This is a genomic window from Streptomyces sp. IMTB 2501, assembly GCF_001953885.1.
Lineage (GTDB): Bacteria > Actinomycetota > Actinomycetes > Streptomycetales > Streptomycetaceae > Streptomyces.
Genome location: NZ_MQUS01000006.1, coordinates 59,901 through 77,662 on the forward strand (window position 1 = coordinate 59,901; position 17,762 = coordinate 77,662).

General features: G+C 69.8%; 21 protein-coding genes. 4 read left to right on the forward strand and 17 right to left on the reverse strand.

The annotated features are described in order from the left end of the window. The first annotated feature begins 11 nt into the window (after positions 1 to 11). Positions 12 to 515: a DinB family protein gene (locus AV521_RS12430; RefSeq protein ID WP_076087575.1), complete on the forward strand. Its 504-nt coding sequence runs from the start codon at positions 12 to 14 to the stop codon at positions 513 to 515. Between the two features lie 203 nt (positions 516 to 718). On the opposite strand, the gene AV521_RS12435 is transcribed toward AV521_RS12430, so the two are convergent. Further along, a complete protein-coding gene (locus AV521_RS12435) occupies positions 719 to 1,228 on the reverse strand; it encodes a GNAT family N-acetyltransferase (protein ID WP_076087577.1) in 510 nt (169 codons plus the stop codon). A 45-nt stretch (positions 1,229 to 1,273) separates the two neighbouring features. After that, positions 1,274 to 2,182 (reverse strand): LLM class flavin-dependent oxidoreductase, encoded by a 909-nt coding sequence (locus AV521_RS12440; RefSeq protein ID WP_256725520.1) that lies wholly within the window; start codon positions 2,180 to 2,182, stop codon positions 1,274 to 1,276. A 60-nt stretch (positions 2,183 to 2,242) separates the two neighbouring features. Between AV521_RS12440 and AV521_RS12445 the strand changes: the two genes are divergently transcribed. Together AV521_RS12445 and AV521_RS12450 are read left to right on the forward strand one after the other, a co-directional pair. Beyond that, positions 2,243 to 2,638, forward strand: coding sequence for a DUF192 domain-containing protein (locus tag AV521_RS12445; protein ID WP_076087580.1), 396 nt, complete (start codon positions 2,243 to 2,245; stop codon positions 2,636 to 2,638). A 9-nt stretch (positions 2,639 to 2,647) separates the two neighbouring features. Beyond that, complete coding sequence (locus AV521_RS12450) at positions 2,648 to 3,061, forward strand: DUF3224 domain-containing protein (RefSeq protein WP_076087582.1); 414 nt, start codon at positions 2,648 to 2,650, stop codon at positions 3,059 to 3,061. 18 nt (positions 3,062 to 3,079) lie between these two features. On the opposite strand, the gene AV521_RS12455 is transcribed toward AV521_RS12450, so the two are convergent. The 14 genes from AV521_RS12455 to AV521_RS12520 all read right to left on the reverse strand — a co-directional run bounded on the left by AV521_RS12455 (position 3,080) and on the right by AV521_RS12520 (position 14,288). After that, positions 3,080 to 3,694: an OmpA family protein gene (locus tag AV521_RS12455; protein ID WP_076087584.1), complete on the reverse strand. Its 615-nt coding sequence runs from the start codon at positions 3,692 to 3,694 to the stop codon at positions 3,080 to 3,082. Positions 3,695 to 3,701: 7 nt separating this feature from the next. Further along, entirely contained in the window at positions 3,702 to 4,286 is a 585-nt protein-coding gene (locus AV521_RS12460) for a hypothetical protein (protein ID WP_076087586.1), read from the reverse strand. Positions 4,287 to 4,302: 16 nt separating this feature from the next. Then, positions 4,303 to 4,896: a pilus assembly protein TadG-related protein gene (locus tag AV521_RS12465; protein WP_076088018.1), complete on the reverse strand. Its 594-nt coding sequence runs from the start codon at positions 4,894 to 4,896 to the stop codon at positions 4,303 to 4,305. Next, positions 4,893 to 5,090, reverse strand: coding sequence for a Flp family type IVb pilin (locus AV521_RS12470; protein WP_023547078.1), 198 nt, complete (start codon positions 5,088 to 5,090; stop codon positions 4,893 to 4,895). Before AV521_RS12470 ends, AV521_RS12465 begins: the two co-directional genes overlap by 4 nt. Before the next feature lie 125 nt (positions 5,091 to 5,215). Further along, positions 5,216 to 5,971 carry a response regulator transcription factor gene (locus AV521_RS12475; protein WP_076087588.1) on the reverse strand — a complete coding sequence of 252 codons (756 nt, stop codon included), beginning with the start codon at positions 5,969 to 5,971 and terminating at the stop codon, positions 5,216 to 5,218. After that, positions 5,968 to 7,248, reverse strand: coding sequence for a sensor histidine kinase (locus AV521_RS12480; protein ID WP_256725521.1), 1,281 nt, complete (start codon positions 7,246 to 7,248; stop codon positions 5,968 to 5,970). Before AV521_RS12480 ends, AV521_RS12475 begins: the two co-directional genes overlap by 4 nt. Positions 7,249 to 7,444: 196 nt before the next feature. After that, positions 7,445 to 8,332 carry a DUF5936 domain-containing protein gene (locus AV521_RS12485; RefSeq protein ID WP_076087592.1) on the reverse strand — a complete coding sequence of 296 codons (888 nt, stop codon included), beginning with the start codon at positions 8,330 to 8,332 and terminating at the stop codon, positions 7,445 to 7,447. A 15-nt stretch (positions 8,333 to 8,347) separates the two neighbouring features. Continuing rightward, complete coding sequence (locus AV521_RS12490) at positions 8,348 to 9,292, reverse strand: type II secretion system F family protein (protein WP_076087594.1); 945 nt, start codon at positions 9,290 to 9,292, stop codon at positions 8,348 to 8,350. 10 nt (positions 9,293 to 9,302) lie between these two features. Further along, the gene (locus AV521_RS12495; protein ID WP_076087596.1) at positions 9,303 to 10,640 is read right to left on the reverse strand and encodes a CpaF family protein; all 1,338 of its coding nucleotides are present in this window, start codon (positions 10,638 to 10,640) and stop codon (positions 9,303 to 9,305) included. Positions 10,641 to 10,650: 10 nt separating this feature from the next. Then, positions 10,651 to 10,998 (reverse strand): TadE/TadG family type IV pilus assembly protein, encoded by a 348-nt coding sequence (locus AV521_RS12500; protein WP_076087598.1) that lies wholly within the window; start codon positions 10,996 to 10,998, stop codon positions 10,651 to 10,653. Position 10,999: 1 nt separating this feature from the next. Further along, positions 11,000 to 11,329 (reverse strand): pilus assembly protein, encoded by a 330-nt coding sequence (locus AV521_RS12505; protein ID WP_256725522.1) that lies wholly within the window; start codon positions 11,327 to 11,329, stop codon positions 11,000 to 11,002. A gap of 58 nt (positions 11,330 to 11,387) precedes the next feature. Further along, positions 11,388 to 12,623 (reverse strand): P-loop NTPase, encoded by a 1,236-nt coding sequence (locus AV521_RS12510; protein ID WP_076087602.1) that lies wholly within the window; start codon positions 12,621 to 12,623, stop codon positions 11,388 to 11,390. Positions 12,624 to 12,635: 12 nt separating this feature from the next. After that, complete coding sequence (gene cpaB, locus AV521_RS12515; RefSeq protein ID WP_076087604.1) at positions 12,636 to 13,343, reverse strand: Flp pilus assembly protein CpaB; 708 nt, start codon at positions 13,341 to 13,343, stop codon at positions 12,636 to 12,638. A 60-nt stretch (positions 13,344 to 13,403) separates the two neighbouring features. Beyond that, positions 13,404 to 14,288 carry a hypothetical protein gene (locus tag AV521_RS12520; RefSeq protein ID WP_107480890.1) on the reverse strand — a complete coding sequence of 295 codons (885 nt, stop codon included), beginning with the start codon at positions 14,286 to 14,288 and terminating at the stop codon, positions 13,404 to 13,406. A 342-nt stretch (positions 14,289 to 14,630) separates the two neighbouring features. Here AV521_RS12520 and AV521_RS12530 point away from each other — a divergent pair, with 342 nt between their 5' ends. After that, positions 14,631 to 16,358 carry a chitinase gene (locus AV521_RS12530; RefSeq protein WP_076087608.1) on the forward strand — a complete coding sequence of 576 codons (1,728 nt, stop codon included), beginning with the start codon at positions 14,631 to 14,633 and terminating at the stop codon, positions 16,356 to 16,358. 230 nt (positions 16,359 to 16,588) lie between these two features. On the opposite strand, the gene AV521_RS12535 is transcribed toward AV521_RS12530, so the two are convergent. Further along, positions 16,589 to 17,761, reverse strand: coding sequence for an epoxide hydrolase family protein (locus AV521_RS12535; protein ID WP_076087610.1), 1,173 nt, complete (start codon positions 17,759 to 17,761; stop codon positions 16,589 to 16,591). Between the last annotated feature and the right edge of the window lies 1 nt (position 17,762).

The window sequence follows — 17,762 nt, forward strand, 5'->3', positions numbered from 1 at the left end:
TTTCCGCCCGTATGACGCCTTACTCCGCCGGAGAGAAGCAGACGCTGCACGCGAGCCTGAACCGGCACCGGGACGCGGTGCTGTGGAAGCTGCAAGGGCTCGACGACGAGCAGCTGCGCCGCCCGATGACACCGACCGGCACCAACCTGCTGGGCCTCGTGAAGCATCTGGCCTCGGTGGAGTACGGGTGGTTTGTGGAGACGTTCGGGGGCGAGACGGAACCCCTGTGGTTCGACCCGTACGAGAACGAGGACATGCGGATCACCCCCGACGAGGCGACGGACCGGATCATCGCCTTCTACGGCCGTGCCCGCGCCGCCGCCGACGCCATGATCACCGAGCTGCCCCTGGCCGCCCAGGGCCACCCGTCCTGGCGGGACATCACCGTGAGCCTGCGCTGGACCCTCGTCCACATGATCGAGGAAACCGCCCGGCACGCCGGACACATGGACATCCTGCGCGAACTGATCGACGGCACCACCGGCGACCACCCACCGATCAGCAGCACGGGCTGACCAGAACCGGTGCGGCGTGGAGGACGTGCGGGAGATGGGCGTGGATCAGTGCGCTGCTGCACCGCAGGCAGGGTTCGAGGGTGGTGAGCAGGCGGTGGCGGGGGTGACGGCGGCCGGACGGCCGACGGGTCGGCTGCCGGCCCGCAGCGCCTCCCAGGCCGGCTGGAAGGGCAGTCGCCAAGGAGGGGACAGGGGAGCCGGCGTCATCGGTGGGTGGTGTCGTCCTGTTCGCCGAGGGCGCCGGGGTGTTCGCGGAGGACGAGGAGGATGTGGTCGTCGGCACCGTGTCGGACGGTACCGGCCTGCTCGAAGCCGTGTCTTTCCAGGAGGCGCACGGAGGCGGTGTTGCCGTGGAACGGGTCGGCGTACAGGGGCCGTACCCGCTCCAGGTCCAGGAAGAGACCGAGCGCACGGGTGCCGACGCCGCGGCCCCAGTACGGCCGGCCCAGCCAGTACCCGACGAAGCGCCGCTCCCCCTCCGCCGTCCAGGAGACGACGCTCCCTGCCACCTCGCCGCCCACGGTGACCGCCCGCACGAGACAGTCGGGATCGCCCAGCACCCGCTCGCGCCAGTGCCTGAGGAAGGCGTCCCTCGGCCGGGGGGTGAATCTCGACCGCCGGACGGCTTCCGGGTCGTGTTCGTAGGCGAGGAGGACGAACAGATCGTCGTCCGTGACTCCCCGCAGGCTCACTCCGCTGTGCTCCTCGGTCATGCAAGGCAGTGTGGCAGCCGCCACTGACAACGCCTCCCCGCCGCGTCACACCACCAGCGGCCGGACCTCCTCGGCGGCGAACCGTACGAACCCCTCCGGGTCGGGCTCGTCCCCGGTCGGCTGCAGTACGACGGTGTCGGCACCGGCCTCGGCGAGCCGCCGTACGGCCGCGGCCACGGCGACCGCGTCACCCGCGACCCCGACGCCGGACGCCGGCTCCAGCCCCTCTGCGGCGAGTTCGGCCCGCAGCCGGGCCTCGGCGTCGGCCCCCGCGGCGGCCAGCAGATAGACGACGAGCTGGTGCGGCTCGCCGCGCCCCGCCTCCTTCGCCCCCTCCCCGATGAGCTGCCGGGCCTGCCGTACGCCGTCCACGGAGGTGGAAGAGGTGAGGAGCGTACCGTCGGCCCTGGCGCCGGAGAGGCGGAGCGAACGCGGCCCGGTGGCGCCGGCGAGCACGGGCACCGCCCGCTCCGGCGGCCAGTCGAGGGCGACGTCGTCCAGCGAGACGTACCGGCCCCGCACGGTGAGCCGTTCGCCGCTCAACAGGGCGCGCAGGGCGTCGAGATGCTCACCGAGGAGGGTGAGCGGGGAGGCGGCACGCGCGCCGACCTGGCTCATCCAGTCCTGCACACCATGGCCGACGACGAGGGTCGCGCGGCCCGGGAACATCCGGTGCAGGGAGGCGGCCTCCATCGCGGTCAGGGCCACGTTCCTGAGCGGCACGGGCAGCAGTCCGACGCCTACGCGCACCCGCTCGGTCCATGCGAGCGCCGCGGCGGCGGTCGCGATCCCGCCCTCCCTGAAACAGTCCTCCCACAGCCACAGTTCCTCGAGCCCCACGTCGTCCGCGACACGAGCGACCGCCCGCAGGCGCTCTGGCGGAAGCTGGGGGCGGAACACGACACCGAGTCCAGTCATGGACCTCTTCCTAGTGGGGAGGAAGTGGGGTGACAACCGGGTTTCGTCACCGGGGAGTTGGCTGAGCGCGGCTGATGCGGGAGGGGACGAGGGGACATGGGGCGACGCTGGCGGGACGGGTCCGGAAGACTGTTCGTGCCGAAGGACGACGGAGGCGAAGGCCCGTTGGTCCTTCCTCTGGGGATCGCGGTCTCCTACCGGGCCCGGACCAAGGGGCTGCTGGGCCGGGACTCGGTCGTCGGGGCGCTGCTGCTGTCACCGGCGAGCGGGGTGCACACGTTCGGGATGCGGATCCCGATCGACGTCGCCTACCTGGACCGCCGCCTGACCGTCCTCGCCGTGCGCACGATGAGACCGGGTCGCCTGGGCCTGCCCCGGCTGCGCGCACGGCATGTCCTGGAGGCGGAGGCGGGGACGATGGCGGGGTGGGGGCTGCGGGCGGGGGTGCGGGTGGGTGTCGAGGCGGACGCCGTTGTCAGTGGCGGGTCCTAGCATCGCGGCATGAGAGCTTCAGGGACGTTCAAGGTCGAGGAATTCACTCCGGCTGAGGTGCGGCTGCCGGAGCCGGTGGTCGAGACGGCGGTGCCGGTCGGGGTGGCCACGATGCGGAAGCGGTACGAGGGTGAGGTCGCCGGGGTGTCGGCGACACTGTTCACCGCGGCGTACGACCAGTCCAGCGCGACCGGTACCTATGTCGCCATGGAGTCCTTCGAGGGGATGCTGGGTGAGCGAAGCGGCTCCTTCAACTTCGCCCACTCGGCGACGACCCTCGGGGAAGGCAGAGAGGCCGAGTTCTTCGTGATCGTGCCGGGCAGCGGGACGGGGGCGCTGGCCGGAATCCGGGGGGCCGGCGGCATGGCGGTCGACGCGGACGGCACCCATCGGATCTGGTTCGAGTACGAGGTGGGTGAATAGCGGGCCTTCACTGCGGGGTCATCCCTGGGTGCGGGGGAAGGAGACCTCGACGCGCCGGTTCTTCCGCCGGCCCTCCTCGGTGGAGTTGTCGGCGATCGGGTACTGCTCGCCGTAGCCGCGGACCTCGAAGGTGACGTTCGGGTCGTTCAGGTCCTGGCCCAGGACGGCCTCAACGGCGTTGGCGCGCTGCTTGGACAGGATGTCGCCGTGGGCGGCGGAGCCGAGGTTGTCGGTGAAGCCGAAGACGCGGATCTGGGTCGCGTTCTGCTTCTTGATCTCCTCGGCGATGGTGGCGATCCGGGCCTTCGCCTCGTCGCTGAGCTTGGCGCTGTCCTTGCTGAAGAGGACTTCTGCCTGCAACGCGAAGGTGACGTCCGCGTTGGTGTCCTCGCGGCGCTCGTCCCCGCTCTGGTCCTCGACGACCGACTTGATGTCCAGCACCTTGGGCGCGGCAAGGGTGGCGCCTTCGGGGAGCTTGAGGTTCGGAGAGGTGGGGTCGATCTTCACGGGGGCACTGGCTGAGGGTTCGGTGGCGGGGGGCTGACTCGGGTCCGTGTCGTCGGCGCGGGCCGGGGTCGTGGCGAGGAGGAGCGTCACGGCGGTGAGGGTGAGCGCGAGACGGGTGGTGGTCACTTCGGCCTCACCCGGAGATCTTGATGGTGGCGGAGGAGAACGTCGGCAGCTGGAATTCCACCCCGTCCGTGTTCGCGGGAGGTGCCGGGAACTGCATGAACACCGCGAGAGTCTCACCGGCCTTGAGAGCGGAGAAGCCGGTGGTGGTCAGCGGGCGGCCCTCGGTGTCCCGCAGCACGTAGTACCGCTTCTTGCCCTGCGGATCGACCAGCGTGGCCCCGCCGAGAGACTTGCCGTTCTTGATGATCTCTGTTTCGTTGCCGCTCAGCGCGGAGGGGATCACCATGGTCTGAGCGCCGTCGTTCTTCAGGGTGCCGTTGATCGTCACGAAGCCGCCCGCATCACGTTGAGCGGAGGTGATCTGGAGCAGGAGGCCGTCCGACCCGTGCAACTCGGCCAGTGGCTGACCCGACTGCCCCTCCTGGGCGCTCGGGCCGGAGCCGCTCGCCCGGGAAGCGGACGCCGAAGCGTCCGGCTTCTTGCCGTCGCCGCCACCGCTGCCACCGCAACCGGCCACACCGACGGCCAGACCAGCCGCAACGGTCAATGCGACCATCCCCCTGCGGGCCTTCGCAGTGAACCGAATGCTCATCGCTCCGCTTCCTTCGTCATTGATCGTTCGCCGGTGAGTCGGCCAGATGGACGTCGAAGAGGTCTTCGGGCTTCGGGAGCCCCGTCTTGTCGCCCGGCTTCAGATGCCAGATCTTGTCCTTGCAGGTGAGTTGAGGCAGGGCGTCGCCCTTGGCACCGGCATCGGGGGACTTGCAGAGGGGTTCGATCACGGCGATCGCATGCGCCCTCGAGTGCCTCTTCTCGGTGCCGGGCACGACGGAGTCACCCACGGGCTTGATCGTCGTGGCGTCGACCGCATAGCTCAGCCGCCCGGGCCGGCAGTCCGCCGTCGCGTCGTTCTGCGCGGCGAGTTCGTCAGCCCGCCAGCAGAAGTCGACAGCCCCGTCGCCCTCGAAGATGGCCTGCCACTTCGTCGGGTCGCCTACGTCGTCCACCCACTTGCCCGCAAGCTGGTCGCGGGTCTTCTGCGCCGCAGCCAGAGCCGCCGCATCCGCCGCGGTCTGCGCGCTGCTCCGGTTCACCGCGGCCTGACCTACCGCGAGGTAGACCAACGCGAGAAAGAGCAGACCCGCCACCACCGTGATGTAGATGGGGAAGGCCTGCCCTGCGTCGCTGCTCGAAGGAATCAGCCGCCGGTAACCTGGGTGATCTTGGTGGTGATCGCGTCGAAGATCGTCTGCCCGATGCTCGTCCCCGTGATCGCCAGGACGATCGCCACCACCACCGCGATGATGCCGAGGTACTCCACCGCGGTCTGCCCCCGGTCGCTGCGAGCAACACGGGTCTGCAGGTATGCGACGGTGGTGTTGAACCAGTTGCTCATGGTGGTCCTCTCCGGGTTCGCCTCCGATCCGGACAACGTATGCCGGCAGGCGGCTCGCGCCAGAGGGCCCGAGGGCCCAACGCCGGGCCCATTGGCCGCCCTTGGCACTCCCTCGCGCCCTCACCTCACGCCACCCCCAGCCACTTCGCGGCCGCCTGGGACCTGGTGCTGGTCTGGAGTTTGGCGAAGATGCGGTTGATGTGGTTCTTGACCGTCTTCTCGGAGATGAAGCAGGTGGCGGCGATCTGCTGGTTGGTCATGCCGGACGCGATGAGGTCCATGATCTCCGCCTCCCTCGTACTCAGCCGGAACCGTGAACGGAACGACTGTCCCACAGTGGATTGCAATTGCGAAAGCACTTGGGGTGAGTTTTCGCCTAGAAAATACGGGACTTGAGGCTCCGTGTGTGCAGATGCATTTGCGCGCAGCTCCGTCAGCAACGCCCTTGCCGCCCCCGGCGTCACATGCGGCCGCCCCTCCCGGACATCCCGCACCGCCCGCACCAACTGCTCCGTCGTGAACTCGCCGTGCACCAGATACCCGCCCGCCCCCAGCCGCAATGCCTCCCGCACGGTCTCCGTCTCGTGGCTGTAGGTCAGCATCATGACCGGCGCCAGCCGCACCAGGTGCGGCAATGCCGAGATTCCGTCGACTCCCGGCATACGGACGTCGAGGAGGATGACGTCCGGGCGGTGTCGTAGCGCCGCCTCGTACGCCTCGCGGCCGTCCGTCGCCTCCGCCACCACCGTCGTGTCCTCGCGGCCGGAGAGCAGGGCCGTCAGGCCCGCCCTGACCACCGGGTTGTCGTCGGCCACCAACAGCCGCAGCGGAGGCGGAGCGAACGCCGGGGCGGCCTCCGGCCAGGGGGAACCGTGCTTCATGGTGCCTCCTCTCGGGATTCCGGGGCTTCTCGCGTTTCCCGGGGTTCGGGGTCGGGGCGGTGCAGGAACGCCAGAGGTACTTCCACACGCACCTCCGTGCCCCGTTCGTGCCCGCCCCTGCCGATGCGGATCCGGGCGCCCAGCTGTGCGGCCCGCTCCACCATGCCGAGCAGGCCGAAGTGGCCCGACTCGCGGAGCCTTTCGAGCGTCGTGCCGGGCGGCAGGCCCCGGCCGTCGTCGCGGACCGACAGGCGCAGCAGGTCTCCGTGGACCGCCGCACGTACGTCCACGTAGGTCGCGGACGCGTGCCGGTGGGCGTTCTCCAGCGCCTCCGCCGTGATGGAGAGCAGGTCGCGGGCCAGGGGGGCCGGCAGGGCGGGAACCGTATGCGGCGGCGGGAGTGCGCACGTGACCGTCAACGCCGTACGCGCGGTGAAGTCCCGTGCGTACGCCCGCAGTTCGGGCCAGAGAGTCGTCTCCTCCACTCCGGTCGGCGCAGGCTCCCGGCGCAGGTCCCTCAGCAGCTCCCGCGACTCCGCCGCCGCCCTGCGCGCCGAGCGGGACACCAGGTCCGCCTGGGCCCTTATACGAGCCGGATCGGGGGCCTCCGTCGAGGCGGTGGCCGCCAGGCCGTCCGCCGCGAGGGCCACGCCGTACAGGGTCTTGGCCACGGAATCGTGCATCTCGCGGGCCAGCCGGGCGCGTTCCGCACTCACCGCCTCCGCCGCCGCGAGGCGCGCCTGTACCGCCGTCAGGGCCTGGGTCGCCGCGCCGAAGCGGAGCATCAGGTTGCGCAGGGTCGAACCCATGGCACCGGCGATCACGCACAGGCCGGGCAGAAGGAGCGCCTCGGCGACGGGGGCGTGCCGGTGGGCCTTCAGGGTGGCGTGGACCAGGAGCAGGATCAGCGACTGGAGGGAGGCGAAGAAGGCCGCGCCCCGCCAGCTGTAGACCAGGCCCGCGAGCAGCGGGGTGCAGACGCTGACGTAGGCGAGGGTGGTGTCCGGGCCGGCCGAGATCAGCAGGAGGGAGCCGAAGAGGGTGTCCGCCGCGAGGAGGCTCGGGTGGCGCAGGAGGAGCGGGCCGAAGCGCTCCCAGTCGCGGAAGAGGACGTAGGACACCATGAACGTGACGACCACGGCCGCGCCGACCAGGCGGGCTCCCAGTCCCGGGGCCGCGTTCAGCAGGGCCGCCGGAGCCGCCACAGCGATCATGGCCAGACGGAAGCCGAAGACCTGCCGGCACATTGCCTGCAGCGCGCTGACCTGGATCTTCATGGAGGGTTCGGGTGAAGTGGCCGTCGCGGCAGCCGTCGCGGCAGCCGTCGTAACGCCTGTCGCAGCCGCCGCCGTGGCGCCGCTCGCACCACCCGCCGTCCTCACTCGGCGTGCGAAACGGCCGGCGATTCCCTTCAGCCACTCCCCGGGAGATCCCCCGCTCCGCCCCGTCACCCCCGCCACCGCCATCCCCGCCTCACTTCCCCGTGAGTGAGCCGAAGTCCACCCCGGAACCCAGGATCAGGCCCGCGCCCAGGAGCAGCATCGTGGCCGGGACCATGAACGTGGTGATCATCAGCGTGGCCTTGGGCACCGCCCGGGCCGCCTTGCGGCGGGCGTTCTGGGCGTCGGTGCGGCGCATGTCCTTCGCCAGGGAGACGAGCGTGTCGACGATCGGCGCGCCCAGTTCCTCCCCCTGCTGCAGTGCCGTCACGAACATCGCCACCTGCTCGGAGTCGTTCCTGCGCCGCAGCTCCGCGAAGGCCTGCCGGCGGCTCATGCCGAGGTCCATCTGGCGGAGGGTGATGCGGAGTTCGTCGGCCCAGGGGCCCTCGTAACGGGAGGCCACCCGGTCCAGGGCCTGGCGGAAGCCGAGCCCCGCGCTCACGACCACCGCCAGCACGTCCAGGAAGTCCGGCAGGGTGCGCTCGATGACGTCCTTGCGGACCCGGATCGCCGACCAGATGCCGACCTCCGTCCAGAACGCGCCGAACAGCAGCAGAAGTACGGCCACGAACCACTGGCCGCGCAGCAGGAAGACCAGGAAACCGACGGTGCCCAGCGCGCCGTAGACCGCCCGGCGGGCCGCGTAGCGGTCGATGGTCAGGCCGCCCGGGTTGCCGGCCATGTCGATCTTGCGGCGGTACTTGGCGACCAGGCGCGGGCCCATCAGGCGCAGCACGGCGGGGGCGTAGCGCATGCCCATGCGGTCGATGACCGAGCCGACCGCGCCGGTGCGGGTGGCGCCGACCTCCAGGGCGACAGCGAGGTCTCCGGGGAGCTTGGCGTCCGCGCGGTACATGCGGATGCCGGTGAAGGCGCCCCAGACACCGAGGCCCATCAGCAGCGCCAGCAGGAATGCCATGAAGTCTCAGCCCCCTCAGACGTCGATCCGGCTCAGGCGGCGGATGAGGACGAAACCGACGGCGTACATCGCGAACGCGATGACCACACAGGCCTGGCCGATCGGTGAGCCGGTCATCCGCTGCAGCGCGCCGTCCTTGACGCCGTTCATCAGGAACAGCGCGCCGACGCCGAGGACGGGGACGGCGTACGACGTCATGGTCACCTGGGAGAGCTGGGTGCGGATCTCGCGCCTCGTCTCCTTGCGCTCCTCCAGCGTCTCGGTCAGGTTGCGCAGGGCACTGACCACTTGGCCGCCCGCCCGGTTCGACAGCACCAGCGTCGTGACCAGGACCACCAGCTCGCGGGACGGGAGGCGGTCGGCCAGCTCACCCAGCGCGTCGTCCAGGGACTGGCCGATGGCCAACTGGTCAGCGACCTTGGCCAGTTCCTCGCCCGCCGGGGCCTCCAGCTCCTCCGCCGCCATACCGATCGCGGTGCGCAGGGCGAGGCCCGCCTGGGTGGCGTTGGCCAGGATGCGGGCCAGTTCGGGGAGTTGATTGATGAAGCGCTCGATGCGTTTCTGGCGCTGCCAGTTGAGGAACTGGACCGCAGCCCAGATGCCGAGTACTCCGGCGAGGGGGCCGAAGAAGGGCGCCAGGGTGGCCTGGCCGATCAGCCAGAGCGCGGCGACCGTGGCGAGCATGTAGACGAAGAACTCGCCCGGGGTGACGTCCAGACCGGTCGCCGCCAGCCGCAGTTCCAGCCAGCGGCCGAAGCGGGTACGGCGCAGCCGCCGGTCCAGGTCGCGGAAGCGGCGCCTGCGGCCGCCCGCCGGCACCGGGCCGGTGTGCGTGAGGCGGTCCACGAGGGCGGCGCGCCGGGCCCGGCCCGAGGCGTAGGTGTGCACGCCGGCCACCGCCAGGACGCAGGTCAGCAGCGCCACGCCGGTGGTGAGCTGGACGAGGGTGTGGAGTTCCATGGTCCTGGTCCTACCTGGCTTCTCGGGTGGTGAGTTGGGCCGCCGTGTGGGCGACCCCGAAGGCCTGCGGGATGGGCTGGCTCGCCATGTAGAGGCGGTCGGCGGTACGGCGGGGCAGCGGGAAGTACTGGAAGGCGCCGTACACACGGCCGTCGGCGGTCATGGGCTGGGCGTCGAACCGGGCCACGGTCGCGAGCCGGTACGGCTCCCCGCCGTGGCTGTCGAGGAGCGCGATCTCGGTGATCCGGCGAGCGCCGTCGGCGAACCGGGTGAGCTGGACGATGACGTCGACCGCGCTGTTGATCTGGTCGTGCAGTGCCACGAAGGGGACCTCGACGTCCGACATGGAGGCGAGGGTCTGCAACCGCGTCAAGGCGTCCTCGGCGCTGTTGGCGTGCACGGTCGCCAGCGATCCGTCGTGGCCGGTGGACATCGCCTGGAGCATGTCGAGGGACTCGCCGCCACGGACCTCACCGACCACGATCCGGTCCGGGCGCATACGCAGGGAGTTGCGGACCAGGTCGCGGATGGTGACCTGGCCCTTGCCCTCGACGTTCGGCGGCCGCGACTCCAGGCGGACCACATGCGCCTGCTGGAGTTGGAGTTCGGCGGAGTCCTCGATGGTGATGATGCGTTCGCGGGACGGGATGAGCCCGGAGAGGGCGTTCAGCAGGGTCGTCTTCCCAGTGCCCGTGGCGCCCGAGACGATGATGTTGAACTTCGCCTGCACCAGCCCCGCCAGCAGAAACACCATGTGCTCGTCCAGCGAACCGAAGGAGATCAGCTCCTGGAGGGTGAAGGAGCGCGGGAAGCGGCGGATGGTGAGGATCGGGCCGGTCAGCGACAGCGGCGGGATGATGACGTTGACGCGCTCGCCGGAGGGCAGGCGGGCGTCCACCATCGGGTTCGACTCGTCGACCCTTCTGTTCACCGTCGACACGATCCGCTCGATGGTCTGCATCAGCTGGTCGGCGGAGGCGAAGCGGATCGGCAACTGCTCGACGCGGCCGCCGCGTTCCACGAAGATCGCGTCGGCGCCGTTCACCATGATCTCGGTGACCGACGCGTCCTCCAGCAGGGGCTCCAGGATGCCGAGGCCCAGCGCCTCGTCCACCACCCGGCGGATCAGCTGCGAGCGCTCGGCCGTCGACAGTACCGGGCCCTCACGGCTGATGATGTGCCCGAGCACCCGTTCCAGCCGCGCCCGGCGGTCGGCGGCAGCGAGCGAACTCATCTCCGCGAGGTCGATCTCCTCCAGCAGCTTGGCCCGGTAGGAGGCGACCAGATGCCCGTCCTCGCCCCGGCTGCCGTGCTCCTCCGGAGTGCTGATGCGTGCCCGCAGACTCATGGCTCCTCGCTTAGTGGTCGAGCGGCATGGTGGCGGACCTGGTGGCGTCGCCGAAACTCCAGACGATCTTCGGGATCCTCACCCTGGCGGTGACGGTGACGGAGCCGTCCCCTCCCCCGGTCTCGGCACACGTCACGGTGAGTGCGCCGCTGACGGCTCCGGCGCACGCCTGCTGCGGGTCCTGGCGCAAGGACGCCGCCCGCGCCCCCGCCCGGGCCGCCGTACCGGCCTGCTCGGCGGCATACGCGACGGCCCCGATCTGGATGCCGGCCATGCCCACGATCAGCAGGACCGGGATGAACCCGAGGTACTCGATGGCGACTTGGCCCGCGTCGCGCCCTCTGCGCCTGTGCGACATCTCAGTGCTTCACCTCCTCGACGGCGCCCGCGTGGCCGTGCACCGTGGCGGGAAAGGAGAACACCCCGGGAAAGAGAACCGGCACCTTGAGGAACACATCGGCCGTGACATAGCCGGACGGACTGCAGTTCACCGTCGCATCCCCCTTCCACGCCGCCGACAGGTGCTTCATCCCCGCCGCCGAGCAGGCCGCCTGCCGCGCGCCGCCCGGCGCCGCCGCCGTCCCCGCCCGCACCCCCTCGTCGGCAGCATTCCCGGCAAGCGTGAAGGTGTACCCCACGAGCACGGCCTGCCACATGAGCACCAAGGTCAGAATGATCAGCGGAGTCATCCCGAGGAACTCGATGCTGACCTGTCCCCGGTCGCCACCCGGCTTTCTCACGGCCCGCTCACTCCTTCCGCCGCCGGAATCCGACCGTGCCCCGGCCCGGGCCCCCGCGATGGCCGCCCTCGCCCGCCTTCACCAGCCCCAGTTCCCCGGCGAGCGCCCACAGTGCCTGCTTCACGGAACTCCTGCTGTCCAGTTCATGGACCCTCCCCGCGTCCACGACGGCCTGAAGCTCCTTGAAGTTGGCCGGTACGGTGGTACGAGCCAGCGCCGTCCCCGTGATGCGCTGCACCAGCGCGGGCTGGATCTCCGTATGCCGTGAATGCCGGTTGACGACGACCGTGGTCTCCTCTGCCTTGCGGATCTGCAGCCGGTCCCACATCCGTACCGTCCGCTTGGCCGCGCGTACGGAGATCACGTCCGGGGTGGTCACCAGCAGGGCGGTGTCGGCCATCTCCACCACCGCCGCGCCGGCCCCGCTGAGCTGGGCACCGCAGTCGACCACGACCACCTCATAGCGGGCGCGCAGGGCGCTGACGATCTGGCGGGCGGCGCGGTCGGTGACCTCCTCGCCGCGTTCACCCTCGGCGGGGGCGAGGAGCAGGACCAGCCCGGTGTCGTGGCGGAAGACGGCGTCGGCGAGGACGCGCGGCGAGATGTCGGCGATGGCGGCGAGGTCGACCACGGACCGCCGGAACTGGATGTCCAGGTAGGAGGCGATGTCGCCGGTCTGCAGATCCAGATCGACCAGAGCGGTCGGCCGCCCGGAGGCCTGCGCGGCAAGGGCGAGCTGAATGGCCGCGAGCGTCGCCCCGGCTCCCCCCTTGGCGCCGCTGACCGTGACGACCGTACCGCCGACGCCGCCGAACACATCGGCGCCGTGGCCGAGATGGCGCCGTACGCCGGTCGACCACTGGGCGACGGCCTGGACTCGGCTGGCGAGTTCCTCGTACGACAGCGGGAGCGCGACCAGGCCGCGGGCGCCGGAGTCCATGGCGGCGGAGAACAGGCCGGGACTCGCGTCGGTGGTGACGAGGATGACGCCGACGGCGGGGAAGCGCAGGGCGACCTCGCGGATCAGCTCCAGGGCCGGTACCGGGCCGATCCGCTCGTGTACGACCACGACCTCGGGCAGTTCGTCCACGGACTCGGCGGCGAGGTGGGCGAGGGTGTCGACCAGTTGGGTGGAGTCGCCGACCGGTGGCTGTGGCTCGGCGTCGGGGAGCTGACTGAGGAGGGTGACGAGGGAGCGGACCGCGTCGGGGTCCGCGCCGGCCGGGAGGATCCTGGTGGGCATGCGGGCCGCCTCTCACTTGTCCGTCGCGAGTTCGTAGGTGCGGTCCTTGTCGGGCACGCTGGTCTCGCCGCCGGGCGCCACCAGCGCGAGCCGGACGCGCTGGGCGAAGGACTCGGCGTAGGTGAGGCGCTGGGCGTCGAGGGTGGACAGCGCGAAGGTGATGGGGACGGCCTGGCTGGGCTGCTGCTGGTTCTTGCTGCTGTCGGGATCCAGGGCGGTGATCCGGCCGACGTCGAGAACGCGGGCGTTCGTCACGATGATCTTCGACTGGTCCGGGTCGGCGTCCTTCTTCCCGGCGAAGGTGGCGTAGACGTTGACCCGGGACCCCGGAGTGATCTTGCCGGCCACACCCGTCGCCGCGTCGATCATGATGGCGACCTCCTGCTCTCCGGGCTGCAGGGCGGGCTGGTCGACGATCATGTCGGTCTGGAGCAGGGACCCGGCGCGCAGGGTGGTGACGGCGATCTTGCCCTGGATCTGGCGGAGATCGGTGACGGCGTTGCCGGACAGCCACCGCTCGGGCATCTTGATCTTCTCGAACTGGCCCGAGTCGAGCGCGGTGTACGGCTTGACGTCGGACCTGACCCGATAGGCGGTGACCTCGGGCCCGACCTTGGAATCCACGTCGTGGACGACGGAGAGCACGCCGGCGAACGCGCCGAGAGCGCACAGGACCGACAGGATCAGGAGTATCACGCCGCGGCGCTGACGGGAGTTCATGAACCGTGCAACCTCATTGGGGGAATCGGTCGAGCGGGATGCGGATCAGGTGCGGGCGGGTCAGGCGGGCGTGCGCTGCTCCAGGGCGCGGGGCGGGGCGGGTTCGTGGACGGGCGGGGTGGCGGAGCAGAAGACACACCGGTCGCCGATGACGTCCAGGCCGCACCAGTGACAGCTGGTCTGCCGTACGGACGTGACCAGTTGGTACAGAACGGACAGGTCGGCGAGGTAGCTGCAGAACTCGGTCATGCGGCCGGTCCCCCACCACACCGGGGACTCGGCGGGCAGCGGAACTTCGCGCAGTCCGTGCACGCTCCACTGCCCCGCGAGCCCGGCGACCCAGTCACCCTGCGTCTGCTGTCCTCTGGCGACGAGCATCCAGGTGTTGAACTCGGGTCCCTTGAGGGTGGCGCCGGGACCGACCTTGACGAGCTGCGGCTCCGGATGCGCGAGGACGGCGAACTGACTGCCGGGCATCCAGGACTTGGCGTGCGCCTTCAGCCCGACCGGCACCCGGTCCAACCGGGCCACGGAGCCGAGCACGGCCCCGGCGTGGATGTAGTGGGTGAGCAGCCGTCCGGCGGAGGCGAGCACGCCCGGACTGAGATCGCAGGAGGCGAGCTGGCGCAGCTGCCGGGCGAGCACGGAGATGCCGAGGGGCGGCAGGTCGGGCCGGAAGAAGGCGATGCGGTCGCTTTCGAGCAGCGAGCGCAGGGTGTGCAGCCGCCGTACGACGGGCTCCGGGGTGGCCTGGGAGCAGACGACCACCACATACCCGTACTGCTCGGTCAGGGTGTGGAGTTCGGTGAGCGCGTGCTCCAGCGGCCGCTGGTCGAGGCCGCTCAGCACGACGGCCGGCATGGTCCGTTCGTCCTGCGCCGGCAGTGCCATGTCGGCACTGGTGACGGCAATGGCAGTTGGCACGCGCGGCTCCCCGCTCTTCACACCCGCCGGCCCACCGGAGTAACTCCCGCGCACCGGTACGACTTCACTGCGTGACTACGTGAGCACTGTATCCACGGCCGAATGACCGGAGAACAGCGTTTGTGAAGCTCGCATGGAACTCTCCCTGCGCAAGTCCCGCCAAATCCGGACAGGTTGAGCTGCCCCATGGCTACGCATTTGGTCTGGACCTCTTGACACTCCGATTGGTCTGGACCAACTTGTACGCCAACGGTGGCCACCGTCTCTCACCCCTCCCCGCGAGTTCATATGTCGCGAAGTTGATGTATCGCGCAGCTCATCTGAATTCGGCTCCCCCGCCGAACTCCCCCACCGGAGGCCCCAGTGGACCACGCACCAGGCATACCCAGACCCCACGGCCGGCGAATCACCCTGTGGTCCGCCGCCACCGCCCTCGCCCTCTCCGTAGCGGGCCTCACCGCCGCCGCCGGCCCGGCCTCCGCGGCGGACGTCAACAACGTCAGGAACGCGGGCTACGAGTCGGGCCTGTCCGACTGGACCTGTACGGCGGGCAGCGGTACGACGGTCTCCTCCCCGGTGCACAGCGGGAGCGCCGCCCTGAAGGCGACCCCGGCCGGCCAGGACGACGCCCAGTGCACCCAGACGGTCGCGGTCCAGCCCAACTCGACGTACACGCTGAGCGGGTGGGTGCAGGGCGGCTACTCCTACCTGGGCGTGACGGGCACGGGCACGACGGACGTCTCGGCCTGGACCCCCGACTCCACGACCTGGAAGCAACTGTCGACGACCTTCACCACCGGCGCGTCCACGACGTCCGTCACCGTCTACACCCACGGCTGGTACGGCCAGGCGGCCTACTACGCCGATGACGTCTCGGTCTACGGCCCCGACGGCGGCGGAGGCGGCGACCCGGCCCCGACGGTCCCCGCGACGCCGTCCGGCCTGTCCGTCTCCGGTACGACGTCCTCGTCGGTGTCGTTGGCATGGACCGGGGTCTCGGGCGCGACGGGCTACAACGTCTACCGCGACGGCGCGAAGGTGACGGCGGTGACGGGAACGTCGGCCACGGTGACGGGGCTGACCGCCGCCACGTCGTACACCTTCCAGGTGACGGCGACGAACGCGGCGGGCGAGTCGGCGAAGTCGGCGTCGGTGACGGGCACGACGGCATCCGCCGGCACGGGCGGCGGCGGAACCGGAGCGGCCCTCCCCAAGCACGCGGTCACGGGCTACTGGCAGAACTTCAACAACGGCGCGACGGTCCAGAAGCTGTCGGACGTCCCGTCGTCGTACGACATCATCGCGGTGGCCTTCGCGGACGCGACGTCGACACCGGGCGCGGTGACCTTCAACCTGGACTCGTCCGGCCTGGGCGGCTACACGGTCGACCAGTTCAAGGCGGACATCAAGGCGAAGCAGGCGGCCGGCAAGAAGGTCGTCATCTCGATCGGCGGCCAGAACGGCACGGTGTCGATCAACGACTCGGCTTCGGCGACGAACTTCGCGAACTCGGTCTACTCGCTGATGCAGACGTACGGCTTCGACGGCGTGGACATCGACCTGGAGAACGGCCTCGACGCGACGTACATGACACAGGCGCTGAGATCTCTCTCCTCGAAGGCGGGCTCATCCCTGATCATCACGATGGCCCCCCAGACGATCGACATGCAGTCGACGTCGAACACCTACTTCCAGACGGCCCTGAACATCAAGGACATCCTCACGGTCGTCAACATGCAGTACTACAACAGCGGTTCCATGCTGGGCTGCGACGGAAAGGTCTACAGCCAGGGGTCGGTCGACTTCCTCACGGCCCTGGCCTGCATCCAGCTCCAGGGCGGCCTGGCCCCGTCCCAGGTGGGCCTGGGCCTACCGGCTTCCACGAGCGCGGCGGGCAGCGGCTACGTGTCTCCCTCGGTGGTGAACAACGCGCTGGACTGCCTGACGGCCGGCACGAACTGCGGCTCCTTCAAGCCGTCGAAGACGTATCCGGACCTCCGCGGCGCGATGACCTGGTCCACGAACTGGGACGCGTCGGCGGGGAACGCCTGGTCGGGCTCGGTGGGGGCGCATGTGCACGCGCTGCCGTAGCGAGACTGGTTCCTGACGTACGACGCCCGGGCCTTCAGCGGCCCGGGCGTCGTCGTGTGAGGGGATGCCATCCGGCCATGTTCGTGCGGGGAAGCATGTCAGCGGCACGAATACCCAGGTCAGGTCCGTACGGCCGTGCTTGTCCAGGAAGCCGGACACCTGGTGCTACAACATCCGAAAGACCTCGACATGCTCCACGCCTTCTGGAGTGCTGGGTCGCCGAGCCGCGTTCACCGATCAGCGGCCAGCACTGCCGCGAGGCCCTCTTGCAGATCTTTGACGAAATGCTCGGGAACCTCCAGCGACGGGAAATGTCCCCCGTTTTCGGGCGACCTCCATCGGACGATTTTCCGGTACCGCTCCTGCGCCCAGGGGCGCGGACACTTCTCGATGTCGCGGGGATACATACTGATTGCCGACGGGACGTCGACCCGAAGTTCGGGGTCCAGCGAGTTGTGGCTTTCGTAGTAAATGCGGGCCGACGATGCGCCGGTTCTCGTCAGCCAATACAGGGTCACGTCGTCAAGAACGCGGTCTCTGGAAATCGTCTCGAACGGGCTGTCTCCGGTGTCTGACCACTCGGCGAACTTGTCGAGGATCCAGGCGAGAAGCCCGACCGGTGAGTCGACGAGCGAGTAGCCGATGGTCTGCGGTCGGGTCGCCTGCTGCTTCGCGTACGCCGCGCGGTGGTGCCAGAAATCGCGGGTTTCCTCGGTCCACTTGCGCTCGACCGCCGTCAGCCCGTCCGTTGCCAACCCGGGCGGTCCCTGCGCGAACGTTGTGTGGATGCCGAGAACGTGTGCCGGGAACCTGCCACCGAGAACCGTGGTGATATTGCCTCCCCAGTCGCCGCCGTGGGCTGCGAACTTGCTGTAGCCGAGCCTTCCCATCAGTTCCACCCACGCGGCCGCGATCTTTTCGGTTCCCCACCCGGTGGTGACCGGCTTGTCGCTGTAACCAAAGCCAGGCAGCGATGGAACCACGACGTGGAAGGCCGGCGCGTCTGCATCCTTCGGATCTGCCAGCTCGTCCACCACATCGATGAACTCGGCAATGCTGCCTGGCCAGCCGTGCGTCAGGATCAGGGGAGTGGCATCCGCGCGCGCGGACCGGCGGTGCAGGAAGTGGATTCCCAGATCATCAATGGTCGTGCGGAACTGGCCGATCCGGTTGAGACGCTCTTCGAACGACCGCCAGTTGTACCCGGTGCGCCAGTAGTTCACGACATCGACGAGGTCGGCGAGAGGAACGCCCTGTTCCCAGCGGCGAGGGTCGGGCGCGGCGCGATGGACCGTCTCGGCCTCCGGTAGCCGCGCCGCAGCCAGTCTCGCGCGCAGATCGTCGAGGGCAGCGTCAGTTGCCCGGGCTTCAAATGCTTGCACGTCGCTGGTTGGACGGGGCATG